At 73.8% G+C, this 15,338-nt stretch carries 15 protein-coding genes, 1 other RNA gene and 1 pseudogene; 1 reads left to right on the top strand and 16 read right to left on the bottom strand.

Annotation, left to right across the window (positions count from 1 at the left end; translation table 11 throughout):
* The 12 genes and pseudogenes from ACWEPX_RS24245 to rnpB form a co-directional block, all read right to left on the bottom strand.
* Nucleotides 1-209 (bottom strand): annotated as a pseudogene (locus ACWEPX_RS24245) (cytochrome c biogenesis protein ResB); the annotation flags it as partial.
* Nucleotides 202-888, bottom strand: coding sequence for an NADPH-dependent F420 reductase (gene npdG, locus ACWEPX_RS24240; RefSeq protein WP_451899516.1), 687 nt, complete (start codon nucleotides 886-888; stop codon nucleotides 202-204). The gene npdG and the pseudogene ACWEPX_RS24245, both read right to left, overlap by 8 nt.
* A 41-nt stretch (nucleotides 889-929) precedes the next feature.
* Complete coding sequence (locus ACWEPX_RS24235; RefSeq protein ID WP_451899533.1) at nucleotides 930-2,315, bottom strand: RNB domain-containing ribonuclease; 1,386 nt, start codon at nucleotides 2,313-2,315, stop codon at nucleotides 930-932.
* A 50-nt stretch (nucleotides 2,316-2,365) separates the two neighbouring features.
* A complete protein-coding gene (locus ACWEPX_RS24230; protein ID WP_451899515.1) occupies nucleotides 2,366-2,566 on the bottom strand; it encodes a hypothetical protein in 201 nt (66 codons plus the stop codon).
* Nucleotides 2,567-2,574: 8 nt separating this feature from the next.
* Nucleotides 2,575-3,057, bottom strand: a complete 483-nt coding sequence (locus tag ACWEPX_RS24225) for a hypothetical protein (RefSeq protein WP_451899514.1) — start codon at nucleotides 3,055-3,057, stop codon at nucleotides 2,575-2,577.
* An 8-nt stretch (nucleotides 3,058-3,065) separates the two neighbouring features.
* Complete coding sequence (locus tag ACWEPX_RS24220) at nucleotides 3,066-4,070, bottom strand: C40 family peptidase (RefSeq protein ID WP_451899513.1); 1,005 nt, start codon at nucleotides 4,068-4,070, stop codon at nucleotides 3,066-3,068.
* Nucleotide 4,071: 1 nt separating this feature from the next.
* Nucleotides 4,072-4,689, bottom strand: a complete 618-nt coding sequence (locus ACWEPX_RS24215; RefSeq protein WP_451899512.1) for a hypothetical protein — start codon at nucleotides 4,687-4,689, stop codon at nucleotides 4,072-4,074.
* A gap of 4 nt (nucleotides 4,690-4,693) precedes the next feature.
* Nucleotides 4,694-6,664, bottom strand: a complete 1,971-nt coding sequence (locus ACWEPX_RS24210; RefSeq protein WP_451899511.1) for a magnesium transporter — start codon at nucleotides 6,662-6,664, stop codon at nucleotides 4,694-4,696.
* Nucleotides 6,665-6,695: 31 nt separating this feature from the next.
* Nucleotides 6,696-9,599, bottom strand: coding sequence for an ATP-binding protein (locus ACWEPX_RS24205; RefSeq protein WP_451899510.1), 2,904 nt, complete (start codon nucleotides 9,597-9,599; stop codon nucleotides 6,696-6,698).
* Complete coding sequence (locus ACWEPX_RS24200; RefSeq protein WP_451899509.1) at nucleotides 9,583-10,011, bottom strand: hypothetical protein; 429 nt, start codon at nucleotides 10,009-10,011, stop codon at nucleotides 9,583-9,585. The genes ACWEPX_RS24205 and ACWEPX_RS24200 overlap by 17 nt, the downstream gene beginning before the upstream one ends.
* 18 nt (nucleotides 10,012-10,029) lie before the next feature.
* On the bottom strand, nucleotides 10,030-10,317 hold the full coding sequence (locus tag ACWEPX_RS24195) for a hypothetical protein (protein ID WP_451899508.1): 288 nt from the start codon (nucleotides 10,315-10,317) through the stop codon (nucleotides 10,030-10,032).
* A gap of 335 nt (nucleotides 10,318-10,652) precedes the next feature.
* Nucleotides 10,653-11,031: RNase P RNA component class A (gene rnpB / locus ACWEPX_RS24190), an RNA gene on the bottom strand.
* A gap of 72 nt (nucleotides 11,032-11,103) precedes the next feature.
* Between rnpB and ACWEPX_RS24185 the strand changes: the two genes are divergently transcribed.
* Nucleotides 11,104-11,619, top strand: coding sequence for an NAD(P)H-dependent oxidoreductase (locus ACWEPX_RS24185; RefSeq protein ID WP_451899507.1), 516 nt, complete (start codon nucleotides 11,104-11,106; stop codon nucleotides 11,617-11,619).
* Here ACWEPX_RS24185 and ACWEPX_RS24180 read toward each other — a convergent pair.
* Genes ACWEPX_RS24180 through cobC form a run of 4 tightly spaced genes read right to left on the bottom strand, consistent with a single transcriptional unit; the run spans nucleotide 11,616 to nucleotide 15,242 of the window.
* Nucleotides 11,616-12,674, bottom strand: coding sequence for a histidine phosphatase family protein (locus ACWEPX_RS24180; protein WP_451899506.1), 1,059 nt, complete (start codon nucleotides 12,672-12,674; stop codon nucleotides 11,616-11,618). The two genes, ACWEPX_RS24185 and ACWEPX_RS24180, sit on opposite strands and share 4 nt — an antisense overlap.
* Complete coding sequence (locus tag ACWEPX_RS24175; protein ID WP_451899505.1) at nucleotides 12,671-13,405, bottom strand: zinc ribbon domain-containing protein; 735 nt, start codon at nucleotides 13,403-13,405, stop codon at nucleotides 12,671-12,673. The genes ACWEPX_RS24180 and ACWEPX_RS24175 overlap by 4 nt, the downstream gene beginning before the upstream one ends.
* Complete coding sequence (locus ACWEPX_RS24170; RefSeq protein WP_451899504.1) at nucleotides 13,402-14,238, bottom strand: Nif3-like dinuclear metal center hexameric protein; 837 nt, start codon at nucleotides 14,236-14,238, stop codon at nucleotides 13,402-13,404. The genes ACWEPX_RS24175 and ACWEPX_RS24170 overlap by 4 nt, the downstream gene beginning before the upstream one ends.
* Complete coding sequence (gene cobC, locus ACWEPX_RS24165) at nucleotides 14,235-15,242, bottom strand: Rv2231c family pyridoxal phosphate-dependent protein CobC (RefSeq protein WP_451899503.1); 1,008 nt, start codon at nucleotides 15,240-15,242, stop codon at nucleotides 14,235-14,237. The genes ACWEPX_RS24170 and cobC overlap by 4 nt, the downstream gene beginning before the upstream one ends.
* Nucleotides 15,243-15,338: the final 96 nt, after the last annotated feature.

The raw sequence follows: 15,338 nt of genomic DNA, 5'->3' as shown, positions 1-15,338 counted from the left end.
GGGACGGCCGGGTCGGGGGCGGCCAGGTGGGAGGCGACCGGGTCGGACGCGCCCGGCTGGGGGACGGCCGGGTCGGGGGCGGCCAGGTGGGAGGCGACCGGGTCGGACGCGCCCGGCTGGGGGACGGCCGGGTCGGGGGCGGCCAGGTGGGAGGCGGCCGGGTCGGGGGTGCCCGAGTGGGGGGTGGATGGGTTGGGGGTGTCAGACATCGGTGATGCGGAGGCCTGCATGGGCCTTGTAGCGGCGGTTGATGGCGATGAGGTTGGCGGTGAGGGCTTCGACCTGGTGGGCGTTGCGGAGCCTGCCGCCGTAGATGCCGCGCATGCCGGGGATGGTGTCGGCTAGGGCTCGGACGTGGTCGGTGGCTTCGCGGTCGTCGCCGAGGACTAGGACGTCGGTGTCGATGGTGGTGATCGACAGGTCGGCGAGGAGGACGGCGGAGACGTGGTGGAAGGCGGCGGTGACGCGCGAGTCGGGGAGCAGGGCGGCGGCCTGCTGGGCTGCGCTGCCCTCGGGGACTGGCAGCGCGTAGGGGCCCTGCTTGTCGAAGCCCAGCGGGTTCACGCAGTCGATCACGATCTTGCCTGCGAGCTGCTGGGCCAGGCTGGACAGCAGGTCGGCGTGGCCGTCCCAGGGGACCGCGACGAGCACGATGTCGGATTCCGCCGCGCACGCCGCGTTGTCCCGGCCCGCGACCGTGTCCACGCCCGCGGCGGCGTTGAGCTCGGTCGCGGCCTCGGCCGCGCGGTCCGCCGAGCGGGAACCGATCAGGACGCGCAGGCCTGCCTTCGCCCAGCGCAGGGCCAGTCCGCGGCCCTGGGGGCCGGTTCCGCCGAGCACGCCGACGGTCACACCGCTCAACTCCACTGTGGTTCCTTCCGAAGTCATACCGGACATCCTCGTCACCGGCGCGGACGCGCCGCTGACCGCTACCCCCTGGCGAAGCGGACGCGCCGGGCGTCGGGGTCGGCTTCGACCAGGCGGAGCCGGACCATGCGGCCCTCCGGCAGGTCGGCGGCGTCGGCCTTGCCCAGGACGGGCGGGTGGGGGACGAACACCTCGGCCGACTCGCCGTTGGCGCGCAGGACGACGGCGTCGAACTCCTCGCCGACCCGGTCGGCCAGCACCCACGCCTCCACCTGGTCGAGGCAGGCGCGGTCGACCTTGCTCGCCAGCCCGTCGGAGGTCTCCATCAGCTCCGGCAGGGTGGGCAGCGCCTCGCGCACCCACGACGGCACCTCGGCCCCCGCCGACACCGCCAGGCAGACCGCGGTGCCGAAGCGGTCGACCAGCCTGCGCAGGGGCGCGGTGACGTGGGCGTAGGGGGCGGCGATCCCCGCGTGCGAGGTCAGCTCGGGGGGTTCGCCGTCGAAGGCGGTGTAGCCTGCGCCGCGGAGCAGGCGGGTGGCGTCCATCGACAGGGCCATCGCGGCGGGCGAGGTCGGGTCGAGGCGGGCCAGGACCTCGGCGGCCGGCTCGTCGGCGGCCCAGTCGATGCCCAGCTCGCCCGCGGAGCGGCGCAGCCAGGTGCTGTCGTCCTCGGTCGGGGCGGGGAGGGTGCGCAGCAGGCCGATGCCCGCGTCCAGCATCATCCGGGCCGCGGTCATGCCGGTCAGCAGCGAGATCTCGGCGTTCCAGGCGTCCACCCGGGTGCGGCGGCGCACCACCAGCCGCCAGCCGCCGTCGACCGCCTCGACGTCCTGCTCGGGCAGTTGCAGCTCCAGCGCGCCGCGGCGGATGGCCGCCGCGCGGCGCAGCGCGCCGAGGGCAGGCAGCAGCGCGACCGAGGGATGCGGGGTGCCCGCATCGACCGCGGCCTGCACGGAGGCGTAGTCGAACTGCTCGGTTGAGCGCACCAGGGCGCGCTCGACCCGCGCCGCGAGCGGTTCGCCAGCGGCGTCGAGATCCAGCGTCCACAGCGCGGAGGGCGCCACCTGCCCCGGCAAGAGGCTAGCGGCGCCCTCCGACAAAACCTCGGGGTGCATGGGCACGGACCCGTCGGGCAGGTAGATCGTCTGGCCGCGCCGCCGCACCTCCAGGTCGACGGCTCCCCCGGGCGCCACGAACGCACCCAGGTCGGCGATGGCGTAGTGGACGCGGAAGCCCGCCTCGCCCAGGCGCTCGATGTGCATGGCCTGGTCGAGGTCCTTGGCCCCGGGCGGGTCGATGGTCACCAGCGGGATGTCGGTGCGGTCCACCCGCTCGCCGACCGGACCGGCGGCAACGGCCTGGGCCGCCTCCGCCAGCACCGCGTCGGGGAAGCGATCGGGCAGGCCGAACTCGGCGCGCACGCGGGAGAAGTCGCCTTGGCCCATCGCTGCGGTGTCCACCCCTGCACCCTATGCGCTGCGGGGCCGCGGACGGGTCAGTCGTCGCCGCGCCAGTCGCGGTCGCGGGCGTCCTCGCGCGCGGTGCGCTCCCGGGCGATCTCCAGGGCCCGCTCGGCGGTCGCCCGGTCCGGGTAGGGGCCGAGGCGGTCGATCGCCTTGCCCACCGTGCCGTGCTCGACCTCGCCGGTGCGGGTGTTGTACCACCAGCCCTCGGGCGGGTTCGGATCCTTGGCCATGATCGAGGCTAACCCCAACCCGGGGCGGGCCGCATGGGCAGACCGCGCGGCGGGGTGTCCTGGTTGGCGTTGATCTGGTCGGCCGGGATCGGGTCGAGGCAGGACACCAGGACCTCGTAGGTCTCCGGGTTCTCGATGCGCCTGCCGTTGCGCTCGCGGTAGACCAGCTCGCCGTCGGCGTCGATCTCGACCAGGCAGCCGACCTCGGCCAGCTGGTCCTCGTCGAGGTCGACCAGCCGCTCCTTGCGGGAGGGCACGACCCGGTACTCCGGCCACTCCAGGTGCGCGTAGACCTGGTGGAACTCGTAGAGCAGGTAGGCCATCTGCTGCTGCCAGGGCAGCGGCATCGCCTCGGCCAGCGAGCGCGGCAGCACCGCGTAGCCGGGGCCGACGCCGGGGCGGCGCGCGGCGTCGAGGAAGTCGCGCAGCGGCGTGCTGGAAGCGGGCGGACCCGGATGCCGCGGCAGCGGCTCCGGGGAGTACATGGTCATGCCTTCTCCTAGACGCCGGGGCGGACCGCGTAGTCCATGAGGCCGCCCTCGGACCACTCGATGGAACGGATGTGCACCGGGACGCCGTTCTGCTGGGCCTCCACCATCTTCCCGTCGCCGAGGTACATCGCCACGTGGTGGATGGTCCGCGGGTCGCTGGTGTCGCGCGCCCAGAACAGCAGGTCGCCCGGCTGGGCCTGCTCGACCGGCAGGTACGCCCCCGCCCGCCACTGCTCGCGGGAGGTGCGCGGGAGGCTGATCCCGGCGTCGCGGTAAGCCTGCAGCATGAGGCTGGAGCAGTCGAACGAGTTCTGGTGGGTGGTCAGCGCGCCCCACTGGTACGGCTTGCCCTGCTGCTTCAGCGCGAACTGGATGGCCTCGCCCGCGGCCTTGGTCGGCGCGGGCAGCAGGCGGCCGTTGTAGTCGCCGCAGCCGGAGGCGTTGACCACCTGGCCGAGGTCGCCGATCAGGTGGGTGGCCATCGCCTCCCACCGGTGGTAGCGCGTGGGGTAGGCCGAGCGCTCGACGTCCTGGGCGGAGTCGCCGGGGCGCTGGGTGTCCCAGTTGGGAACGGTCAGCAGCACGTCGTAGAACTTGTTGATCGCATACGTCGGGTCGATGACCTCAGCGGGCGAGCCCCAGCCCATCGACGGGCGCATCTGGAAGATGCCCAGCGAGTCGCGGTCGCCGTGGTTGAGCGGGCGCAGGCCGGACTCGGTCATGCCCGCCTGGATCGCGATCTGCCAGGCGCGCGGCGGCAGCTCCCGCTCCTTGCCGATGGCGATGATCGCGGCCACCGTGGCCAGCTGGTCGTCGCTCAGGCGCGCGGCGTCGTCGGCCCCGGAGCCGGGCGCGCCGGGGCTGGTCGGGCCGAGCGCGGCGTTGCAGGAGACGGTCGTGTAGGCCATCGCGTCGGCGGCGTGGTCGCGCTGGATCAGCGTCAAGGCCCCGGTGCCGATCGCGGCGACGACCCCGACCACGGCGACCCCGACGACGATCACCGCAGCACGCATGTCAGCCCTCCCCCTCGGTGTGCTCCGACACCCGCCAGCCCTGGTCGGTCTCGATCAGGGTCAGCCGCAGCACCACCTTGTCGGTGGGCACGTCGACGACCGCGGACTTGTCGTAGGAGACCACGACCTCGGGCTCGCCGGTGACCGCTGTTTCGAAGATGTTGCGCGGGTCGACGCTGGCGAGCTTGACCATGTACTCGACGTCGGTGAACGGCCGCAGCTGCTCCAGCCACGCCTCCGCGGCCATGTCCTCGGGGTGGTTGACCCACGCCTTGGCCCAGTCCCGCGCGACCGCGAGGGCGGCCGGGGCCGGGGGCGCCTTGGACGGGGTGAGCGTCGGCTCCACCCTGGTCTGGGTCGCGCTCGCCGTCCCGCCCGCGGCCGGGGGCACCACGACCGTGCGGGAGCCGATCACCCGGGTCTCCGAGGTCGGCGCGGCGGCCGTGCCGGCGGCGCGCGGGGTGTCGGCGCCGGTGAGCTTGGGGATGACGATGCCCGCGGCGGTGATCAGCAGGGCGGCGACGAACGCGGCGACCGCCAGGTGCCGGGGCGAGCGCAGCGGCCACCCCCACAGCTTCCGGTAGACCGCGGCCCGGCCGCGGTTGGTGCGGATCGGCACGCGGTCACCTCACCAGCTGGTCGGTGTCGCGCGGGCCGTCGTGGCGGGGCAGCGGCGGGCGGCGTGCAGGCTCGGCGGCCACCTCCAGCCCCCGCGACGGCCGGTAGACCACGTGCACCGGCCTGCCAGCGACGACCTCGACGTCCGCGGCCCGCACCGGCGGGGCGACCGGCGCCTCCACGGGGTTGTCGGGCACCCGGGACGGCACGACCACCGCGTCCTCGCTGCGGTCCCAGCCGCGGTCGGCCACCGGCACCGTGTCCGCCGTCCGGCTGCGCGGCACCAGGTAGGACCCTCCGCTGCGGCCCGAGGCGCCCGCGATGATGTCGCCGGAGCTGTCGCCTGCGGGGCCGAGGAGGGTCTGGGCGCCGCCGATCGCGGGGCGGGGTGCGCCGATCGGGGTGCGCACGGTGTCCATCCGCTCGGCCTGGACGGTGAGCGGGTTGGCGGCCTCGGGCCGGTGCCTGCGGCCGCCGCGCACCAACACCCCGGACTCGCCGACGTGCTCGTCCTCCTCGCGCAGGTTCTCCCAGAAGGAGTCCTGCGGCGTCGGGCCGGTGTGCTTGTTGCGCCGGAACCGCGAGAAGATCCCCGTCCCGGGCCCGGCCACCGACGCCCCAGCCGCCCCGACGGACATCTCCAGCATCTGCCACATCCGCCGCATCGGCCTGCCGATGAGGAAGAAGACGAACGTCACGATGGCCGCGAGCAGCATCTGGGTGAGCAGCGACAGCCCGGCGTCCGGGGAGAAGATCAGTTCGAGGAACTTGAAGTGGATGCCCGCCAGCATGGCCAGCACCAGCACGTTGAGCAGCACCGCGCCGACCGCCCGGCCGACCCGGCGCAGGATGTCGTGGTGCACCAGCGCGACCAGGCCGATGACCGGGGCGGCCAGGGCGAGGATGCGCAGCAGCAGCTGGGCCAGCAGCACCGCCAGCTTGGCGAAGAACTGGAACAGCGAGTAGAAGATCGACTGGAGCAGGGCGAGCACACCCGCGCCGGTGCGGCTGCCGTCGGTGCCCTTGAAGTAGCCGGCGGCCGGGCCGAGCTCGGCCGCGATGGCCCGGTACTCGGCCTTCTTCGCCTGCTCCGCGGCGTTGTCGGCGTCGCGGCCGGACACCACGTCGTCGCGGGTCCACGCCTGGGCGGCCAGCAGCCGCTCGCCGAACTGCTCGGCCTGGGGGGAGTCGGGGCTGCCGAACTCGCCGCGCAGCCAGTTCTCGTAGACGACCTTGTTGTGCAGGGCGGTGGGCAGGATGTCGTAGTCGACGCGGCTCTCCCCCGGGTCCACGAAGCCCGCCTGGATGCCGGTCGTGGTGCGCACGATGACGTCATCGATGCGGTCGTAGTTGGTCACCAGCACCAGCGACGACGCCGCCAGCCACATCCCGCCGAGGGCGAACAGGGCGCGCTTGCTGACCGTGGCCAGGTCGCCCTTCCAGATCTGGCGGAACATCAGGATGGCCAGCAGCAGCGCGAACACGCTGAACAGCTGGGCGTAGACGTTGTCGAAGATGGACTGGGCCGCGTCGCCGATCTGGTCGTTGAGCCCGCCGAGGATGCCGCCGTCGAGCAGGGTGTAGTGCAGCGAGTTGGTCGCCCCGACCACGATCTTGGCGAGGTTGAACAGCTCGTTGCCCGCCCAGTTGTCGATCGTGGCGCCCGGGTCGGAGACCCCGCTGGGGACCAGCCCGTTGCACGACTCGTCGTAGACGTGCCAGACCTGGCCCGCGAACCCGTACACCTGGTACGGGGTGCCCGCCTCGCCGTTGCCCTTGGGCGGGTCGATCGCGCCGACCATGCCCGCCCCCGGGCGCTCCGGGTTGGGCACGCAGTCCAGGTCCTGGGCCATCGCCGGGCTGCCCACGAGCGTGTGCAGCCCGATGATGCCCACCACGACCGCCATGCGCAGCGCTCGTATTCGGGTTCGCAGCAGCAGCGCCGCCGCGGCAACCACCAGAAGAACCGTGATCATGGGGCCCCTGCCAATCTCACTGATCCGGTGTTCATGCCGCGTCCTCGCGGCCGGGCTTCTTGTCGTCGTCCGGGGGTGGGGAGTCGGTCGGGTCGGTGCCGAGGTAGTCCTCTTCGGTCAGGCCCAGTTCGAACTCGGCGGCGCGCTCGAACTCCTCGTCGCTGGGGGCGGCGGGGTCGAGCTGGTCGCGGGGTTGGGGGTCGGGGATGACCGGGGCGTGGGTCGTGGGGGGTGGTGGCAGGACGCGCTCGCGCTGGGCGTCGGGGGTGGTGTCCATCGCCGCGCGCAGGTGGTCGAGGTGGCTGCCGGAGAGGTCGATGCGGATGCGCTCGACGCCGCCCGCGCCGTCGCCGAAGATGAACTGGCGGGGGGCGGTGTCGCGCTCGACGGCGCCGCGGTGGCTGCCGGGCCTGCGGCCGAGGCTGGCCACCACCTGCTCGTACCCCGCGCCCACCGGCACCTTGAGCAGGCGCAGCGCGTCGGCCTGGGCCTGGTCGTCGTCGAGCCTGCCGATGAAGACCGAGTCCAGCAGGGCGACGAAGCCCTGGATGCGCAGGAAGTCCGCGGGGATCTGCGAGGACAGCAGCACCCGGACGTTCCACTTGCGGGAGTCGCGGGCGAAGCGGTTCATCAGCACCCGGCCGGTCGGCACCTCGGAGAGGAAGAACGCCTCGTCGATCCAGACGCCCTTGCGCAGGTCCTTGGGCCGGTCGTAGATGGAGCGCTGGGTGAGCCAGGCGGCCAGGTTCAGCATCTCCACGCCGAGGGCCTCGGCGTCGGTCCAGTGCTCGCGGCCCACGCCGTCCTTGGGCAGGGTCAGCCCGGCCATGGTGAGCACGGTGAGCCGGTCGTCGCGCTGCTCGTCGTAGGGGTCGGCGCCGCGCTCGGGGATGAGCAGCGACATGCGCTCCTTCATCTCGTCGAGGAAGTCGGCGACGACGACGGCGTGCTCGTGGTGCTCGCTGGCGTCGCGGCGCAGCGCGTCGAAGACCAGCGACGGGTCGGCGTCGGCGCGGCCGCCGACGGTGCGCACCGCGCGCAGCAGCACGATCCGCGACTGCGGCAGGCGCGCGACCTCGTACGGGAGCAGGCCGGTGAGCACGTCGAGCACCAGGCGGCGGCGGGTCGCCGCGGCCAGCGCCTTCTCCCGGCGCCAGGCGCGCTCGGGGTCCTCGTCGTCGAGGAAGTGCTCCAGCCGGGGCTCGGCGACCACCCGGTAGGGGTTGAGGATGCCCGCCTGGGCGTTGAGCAGGTTGATCGGCCGGGCGTAGGGGCGCAGCTCGGGCAGGTCGCACAGCTTGGCCAGCGGGCCGGACGGGTCGAGCACCGTCCAGTGGGCGCCCGCGCGCAGCGTCTTGTAGACGATGCCGCCGCCGAGGAAGGACTTGCCGCCGCCGAGCCCGGCGACCATCGCGGTCAGGCCGGAGCCGTCGCGGATCTCCTGGGCCATCCACGGGTCCCAGGCCACCGGGCGGCGGGTCGCCGTGCAGGTCTCGCCGAGCAGGATGCCGCGCCGGTCGCCCACCTCCGCGGTCGCGGTGGGGACGGCCGATGCCGCCCAGACGACCGAGCCGCGGCGCAGGTAGGCGCCGGAGGCCAGCGGCTCGCCGGGGATGAACTCCCTGGCCATCGCGTACTGGGCCTCGGGGTGCTCGATGGCGATCTTGGGTTTGTAGAGGTCCAGCAGCTGCTGGGCCAGCCGCAGCGCGTCGCGCTCGGTCGGGCCGGACACCGCCAGCCGCCACCAGGACCGCACCCGGGTGGCCAGGGCGGTGAAGCCGGAGGTCATCTCGTCGTCGATCTCCAGCACCCGCGACGCCTGCCGGGCCAGCGACTGCGGCGGCTCCAGCTCGTGCTCGTCGGTGTAGTGCTTGACCTGCGAGCGGACCTTGTTCATCTGCCGCTGCAGCTCGCCGGAGACCTCTTCGGGGCGGCGCACGTAGATGCGGGCCGACCACTCGACCGCGCCGGGCAGCCGGTCGCTGCGCTGCACCCACGGGTCGTCGACCTCGGGGATCTGCAGGCCGTGCATCATCCCGACGGTCAGCACGCAGACGTGCCGGGCGACGCCCGCGTTGGAGCCGGTCCGCCCGCGCACGACCACCGTCGGCGAGTAGGGCTCCTGGTGGAAGTCGGCGGCGTCGGTGAAGCTGGCCAGGTCCTCCGGCTCCCAGGCCGCGCCGGGCACCGCGGGCATGTTGCGCGGCGCGGGCAGGCCCAGCGAGCACGAGCGGTGCATCAGCCAGGACATCTCCTCGGCGGTCACCGGGCGGCCCTCCAGCCCGGCCGAGCCCAGCACCTGGTCGAGGTGCTCGACCTCGCTCTCGATCGCCAGCAGCTCGGCGTCGACGGCCTCGGGGAAGACCTTGCGCAGCAGCGGGGCGGCCCGCTCGACGGCCCGGTCGACCACGTTGCGGGTCTGCACCTGGACGCCGAGGTAGACCTCCTTCTCGGCCATCGAGCGGCCCATGAGCTGCTGCTGCTCGCCGACGAGGTAGTCGTCGAAGCTGAGCGCGCCGGGCACGTCCGGCAGCCGGTTGACCGCGTTGTGCACGTGCGCCTCGGCCCACATCCGGATGGGGTAGGGGCGGGTCGTCACGCGCAGGTGCAGCCAGCGCCCGGACAGCTCGGCGTACTGGCCCGCGATGGCGGCGATCAGGTCCTGGCGCTGGGAGTCGGAGCGGAACGACCAGCGCTGCGGGGCCAGCCGGTACCAGGCGTAGACGTCGTTGCCGGTGCGCAGCAGGTGCCCGTCGATGCTGCGGGCGGCGATCTCCGGGGTGTAGCTGGGGATGATCGACTCGCCGGGGAGGCGCTTGCCGCGCCGGGGCGGGGCGGGCGGCGCGTAGCGCGCGGGTCCGCCCTGCCCTGCCTGGCCCCGCGGTGTGGATTGCCGCGCGAGCTCCCGCCGCTCGCGCTTACGGCCTCCGAACACCGCTGACCTCCTGCATCCTGTTCGTCCGCGCGCGGCGACCGCGCGGCTTCCTCCTGGGCAGCTCCGCGCGCACGCGGATCTGCGCCGCGCTGGCCGCGCCGCCGGTGGCGGCCTCGACCTCCCGCGGCGCGGTGAGCTCGCGGACCCACATGGCGAGCACGGCGCCGAGCGGGCGCTCGTGGCTGATCCGCGAGCAGATGACCATGGTGATGCCGATGGTCAGGACCATCCCCCAGGCGAACGACCAGAACAGGCCGACGCCGATGTTGCGCAGGACGGTCAGGACCAGCAGGTAGACGACGGTGCCCACGCCCCAGGCCACGTAGCGGGCCCGCCAGGGGAAGGTGGCCTTGGGCGGGCCGAGCCAGACGGCGTCGACCCGGTAGACCTCGTCGTCGGTGCGTATCCGCACGTGCGCGCCCCCGGCCCGTCAGCTGCTGGTGAACAGGCCGGCGAGCCACTCGCCGATGCCCACACCCGCGTTGGTGACCGCCAGGCCGATGATCGCCAGCGCGACGATCACGCCGCCCAGGCGGCGCATCACGCCGGAGTTGTCGCCCTTGCCCCCGCCGAGCCACAGCAGCAGCAGCGCGACCACCAGCAGCAGCAGGGGGATGATGTTCTCGAGGATCCAGTCGCGGATGTTGGTCGTGTCGACGTTGGTCGCGGGCTCCTGCTGGGCCAACTCAGCGAGCGAGGCGAGGAACGCGGTGGTCATGTCTTCTCCCAAGTGCGCGGAGATCTGCTCTGCGCGGCCTATGCCTGCCGTGCCTGGTGAAGTACAGCACGTCGGGCACATGATTGTCATTACGAACGGTAGCTAGCTGAGAGCGTTCCGTTGATCCACTCGCTCCTCCAGGGTGGCCGTGCGCCGTCAATCTGACCACACCCCATCATCATCCGGACAGGGGCCGACGATCGTGATGACCACCCGATTTTCCTATCGCCCGCCCGGTTTCCCCACGTTGGCGACGGAGCGTGGGTGAACTCACAGATCGTCCAGCCGACGTCGGCGTGCGAAGTTACTCCGATCGGTGTATGGAGGGCGTGGGGCGGGCGAGCCGGCGTGTAAGCCGGATTCTGTCCCCGGTTGCCCGGGTGGCGACCATCCATCTGGGCCTGGCGTCGCCGCCAGGCTCGTGCGGCCTACCCGCAGGCTCGGGCGGGCCGCCCTCGAACGCCTGCGCAGCGGGTCGCCCCGCCTCTTGGCCTTGCTCCGGGTGGGGTTTGCCGAGCCGCCCCGGTCACCCGGGGCGCTGGTGGTCTCTTACACCACCGTTTCACCCTTACCTGGCCGGTTGGCCAGGCGGTTTGCTTTCTGTGGCACTGTCCCGCGGGTCACCCCGGGTTGCCGCTAGCAACCACCCTGCCCTGCGGAGTCCGGACTTTCCTCGACGATCTTGCCGACCGCCGCGGCCGCCCTGCCGACTCGCCCGCGCGTCAAGGATATCCACAGCATGGACGGCGTTGCCGCGGGCGGTGCTCCGCTGCTCTACTGGTGATCATGGAACCGGCCGTCGTCGTCTCCGGGGGCATGACCCCCGGCGGCGACGTGGGCCTGCTCGCCGGGCACGCCACCGCGCTGCTCGCCGAGTTCGGCCACCCGGTGGCCCTGGTCGAGCCCTGCGCGCTACCTGCGGTGGCGCTGCTGGCCGCCGATCGTCGGGACCCGGCGATCGACGCCGCGCTGGCCGACCTGTCGGCCGCGGCGGGGATGGTCGTGGTCGCCCCGGTCAACCGGGCGGCGCACTGCGGCATGGTCAAGTCGGTGCTCGACCTGCTGCCGCGGGGCGCGCTGGCCGGGCGGCCGATCCTGCCGGTGACCACCGGCGGGCGGCAGGGCCGGGGCGCGGTTGAGTTCTGCGTGGCCCCGCTGCTGCGCGAGCTGGGCGCGACCCGGGTGCTGCGCGGCCCGTTCGTCCCGGCGTCCGACCTCACCGTCGGCGTGCCCGGGCGGGTGACCGACGCGCTGGCCGAGTTCTCCATCGCCCTGGGCAGGCGCAGGCGGCTGGCTGGCTAGCCCAGGTGCGAGGTGTCGTTGGCGAGGCGGACGGAGGCGTTGCCGTCGGGGTAGAACTCGGCGATCGACAGCGAGGCCAGGTCCAGGTGCAGGCGGAAGAGCAGGCCGGGGCCCGCGTCCAGCGCCATCCGCAGCAGCGACTTGATCGGCGTCACGTGGCTGACCACCACGACGGTCCGCCCCGCGTAGCGCTCCAGCAGCTCGTCGCGGACGGCGCGGACGCGGCGATGCACCACGTCGAAGCTCTCCCCGCCGGGGGCGGCCACCGTGGGGTCCGACAGCCACCGGCCGTGCAGGTCGGGATCGCGCTCGGCCGCCTCGGTGAAGGTCAGGCCCTCCCAGTCGCCGAAGTCGGTCTCGATCAGCCCGTCGTGGGTGCTGATCTCCCCGCCGGTGGCCGCGGCGACGGCCTGCGCCGTGCTCAGCGTCCTGGTCAGCGGGGAGGAGACGATCGGGGTGGCCGCGTCGACGTGCTTGGCCAGCCTGCTGGCGGCGGCCTCGGCCTGGGCCCGGCCCAGCTCGGTCAGCTCGACGTCGCCGCGCCCGGAGTAGCGGCGCTCGGCCGACATCGGGGTCTGGCCGTGGCGCAGCAGCAGCAAGCGGGTCGGCTCGCCGCGGGCGCCGGTCCACGCCGCGGGCGAGGTGCGCCTGCCCTCCTGGGCGTCCATCGCCTCGTTGGCCAGGCGGTCGGCGTGGGCGTTGCCCGCGCGCGGGATCCAGGTGTAGCTGATCCGCTGGAAGCGGCCCGCGAGCCTGCTGGCCTCGCTGAACAGCGGGCGCAGGCCGGGGTGCTTGACCTGCCAGCGGCCTGACATCTGCTCGACGACCAGCTTGGAGTCCATCCGCACGTCGGCTTCGTCCGCGCCGAGGTCCAGCGCCGCCTGCAGGCCCGCGATCAGCCCGCCGTACTCGGCGGCGTTGTTGGTGGCCACGCCGATGCCCGCCGACCGCTCGGCCAGCAGGTCACCGGTGTCGGCGTCGAACACCGCCGCGCCGTAGCCTGCGGGGCCCGGGTTGCCCCGGGAGCCGCCGTCGGCCTCGACGCGGACCCTCACAGACCCGACTCCGGGGTGCGGACCAGGATCACGCCGCACTCCTCGCACTCGACGACCTCGTCGGGGGCGGTGTCCTTGATCGTGGAGAGCACCCGACGGTCCAGTTCGAGCCTGCACGCCCCGCAGCGGCGGGCGCGCAGCAGGGCGGCCCCGGTGCCCTTGGCCTTGCGCTTGCGCTCGTAGAGCGCGATCAGCGGCTCGGGGAAGGTCGCCACCAGCTTCTGCCGGTCGGCCTCGCGGCGGGCCTGCTGGGAGTCGAGGTCGGCCAGGTTCTCCTCGTGCCTGCGGCGCACGTCGGCCAGGGCGGCCTCGGCCTTCTCCAGCTCGACGGCCGCGTGCTGGCTGTCGGCCTCGACGGCCTCGCGGCGCTCCATCAGCTCCAGCAGGTCGTCCTCAAGGGCGGCCTTGCGCCGGATCAGGCTCTCCAGCTCGTGTTCGAGGTCGGCGACCTGACGGGCGCCTGCGCCCGCGTCGAGCAGCTTGCGGTCGCGCTCCTCGCGGGCGCGGACCGCCTCGATCTCCTTCTCCTGCCGGGCGGCCTCGCGGTCGAGGTCGTCGGCCTGCGTCTGCACGGCGACCCGGGCGTCGCGGCGGGCCCGCACCGCCCGCTCCGCCTCGGCGATCTCGGCCAGCTCCGGGGCGGTGCGCCTGCGGTGGTCGATGCGGGTGAGCTCGGCGTCGACCTCGGCGAGGTCGAGGAGTCCGCGCTGGACGGCGGGGTCGGCTTTCACCGGGTGGACCTCCGGGTGGTCGGGGCGCCCGCGGCCTGGCAGGTCCAGGGGTCGGTGCGGCGCGTGGAGACGTCGATCACGACGGTACCGCCGAGCGCGACGCGCAGGACGCCCGCCGCCTGCTCGCACCACGGCCACTCGCTGGCCCAGTGCGCCACGTCGACGAGGGCGGGGGCGCCGGGCACGGCCAGGTGCTCGCCCGCGGGGTGGTGGCGCAGGTCGGCGGTGACGTAGGCGTCGACGCCCGCGGCGGTGGCGGCCGCGAGGTAGGAGTCGCCCGCGCCGCCGGAGACCGCGACCGTCCTGATCTGGCGGTTGGCGTCGCCCGCGGCGCGGACGCCGCCCTCGGTGCCCGGCAGCGCTTGGGCGACGCGCTCGACGAACACCGCGAAGGGCTCGGGCTCGGCCAGGGCGCCGATGCGGCCGATGCCGGTGCGGCCGTCGGGGTTGGGGCTGAGCGGGCCGGTGACCCGCACGCCGATGGCCTCGGCGAGGGCGTCGGAGACCCCGGGGTCGGCGGCGTCGGCGTTGGTGTGGGCGCAGAACAGGGCGACCCCGTTGCGGACCATGCGGTGGACCAGGCCGCCCTTGGGCGTGTCCGCCCCGACGCCGTGCACGCCGCGCAGCAGCAGCGGGTGGTGCGCGACGATCAGCTGGGCGCCGGTCTCGACCGCCTCGTCCACGGTGTCGGCCGTGGGGTCGACGCAGACGAGCACGCGGGTGATCTCCTCGCCCGGGTCGCCGCAGACCAGGCCGACGGCGTCCCAGCTCTCGGCGAGCGCGGGCGGGTAGGCGGCCTCCAGCGCGGCGATCGCGTCGGCCACGGTCCTCACAGGCAGACCTCCAGGGCTTTCAGCAGCGGCGCGCACTGCTCCGGCGGGCGGACGGCGACGCGCAGGTGGTTGGGTCCGAGCCCGGGGAAGGTGTCGGCGCGGCGGACGGCGACCCCGTGCTCGCGCAGGCTGGTGCGCAGGCGTTCCCCGTGGGGGTGTTCTACCAGGAGGAACGGGGCCCGCGCAGGTCCGTGCACGGTAATCCCCCGGGCGGTGAGCTCGGCGGCGAGGTGTTCGCGGTGGCGGTCGTACTCGGCGGCGATGGCGTCGGTGGGGGCCTGGCTGCAGGCGGCGACGGCGCGCAGGGCCAGCGTGCCGACCGGCCACTGTGGACGGTTTCGGGCCAGGGCGGCCAGGGTGGCGGGGTCGCCGACGGCGTAGCCCGCGCGCAGGCCGGGGAGCGCCCACATCTTGGTGAGGCTGCGGAAGACGAGGACGCGCGGGTCGCGGGTGAGCGTTTCGGGCTCGCCGGGGACGGCGTCCATGAACGCCTCGTCGACGAGGATCGTTCGCCCTGGGCGAACCAGGGAGCTGATGGCGGCGGCGCTGTGTAGTGTTGATGTTGGGTTGGTTGGGTTGCCGATGACCACGAGATCAGCGTCTTCCGGCACGCGCTCCGGATGCAGCGCGAAGCCGTCGTCCGCGGTGAGGATCACCCGGGACACGGGCACGCCCGCGTCGCGCAGCGCCACTTCGGGCTCGGTGAACGACGGGTGGATGACCGCGGCCTTGCGCGGCCGCAGGTTCGGCAGCAGCGCGAACCCCTCGGCCGATCCGTTGAGGATCAGCACGTCATCGGGATCACGCCCATGCCGCTGCGCGACCGCCACCCGCGCCACCCGATCGTCCTCGGCCGACGGGTAGCGCCCGATGTGGTCGAGCGCGTCGACCAGCCGCCGCCGCAACCACTCGGGCGGCCGCTCCCCGCGCACGTTGACGGCGAAGTCGACAAGCCCGGGCGCGGCGTCGACGTCACCGTGGTGGCGCAGCGGGTCCAAGGGCACCCCGGGAGTTTAGGCGTGCCCGCGGACGGTGCCGCCACGCCCTGACGGGGGTCGAGCTGAGCAGCCGACGCGCAGCGGGACGCGGCCTGGCCGCGA

Source organism: Actinokineospora sp. NPDC004072 (assembly GCF_053604195.1).
Note: the sequence above shows the minus strand (reverse complement) of the source record. Positions and strands in the feature narration are given on the sequence as shown.

Bases quoted from the DNA above. Each gene is read 5' to 3' on its own strand.
- ACWEPX_RS24185 (WP_451899507.1), top strand. From the start codon at position 11,104: ATGGAACCGGCCGTCGTCGTCTCCGGGGGCATGACCCCCGGCGGCGAC.
- ACWEPX_RS24230 (WP_451899515.1), bottom strand. From the start codon at position 2,566: ATGGCCAAGGATCCGAACCCGCCCGAGGGCTGGTGGTACAACACCCGC.
- npdG (WP_451899516.1), bottom strand. From the start codon at position 888: ATGACTTCGGAAGGAACCACAGTGGAGTTGAGCGGTGTGACCGTCGGC.
- ACWEPX_RS24220 (WP_451899513.1), bottom strand. From the start codon at position 4,070: ATGCGTGCTGCGGTGATCGTCGTCGGGGTCGCCGTGGTCGGGGTCGTC.
- ACWEPX_RS24210 (WP_451899511.1), bottom strand. From the start codon at position 6,664: ATGATCACGGTTCTTCTGGTGGTTGCCGCGGCGGCGCTGCTGCTGCGA.
- ACWEPX_RS24225 (WP_451899514.1), bottom strand. From the start codon at position 3,057: ATGACCATGTACTCCCCGGAGCCGCTGCCGCGGCATCCGGGTCCGCCC.
- ACWEPX_RS24235 (WP_451899533.1), bottom strand. From the start codon at position 2,315: ATGGGCCAAGGCGACTTCTCCCGCGTGCGCGCCGAGTTCGGCCTGCCC.
- ACWEPX_RS24195 (WP_451899508.1), bottom strand. From the start codon at position 10,317: ATGACCACCGCGTTCCTCGCCTCGCTCGCTGAGTTGGCCCAGCAGGAG.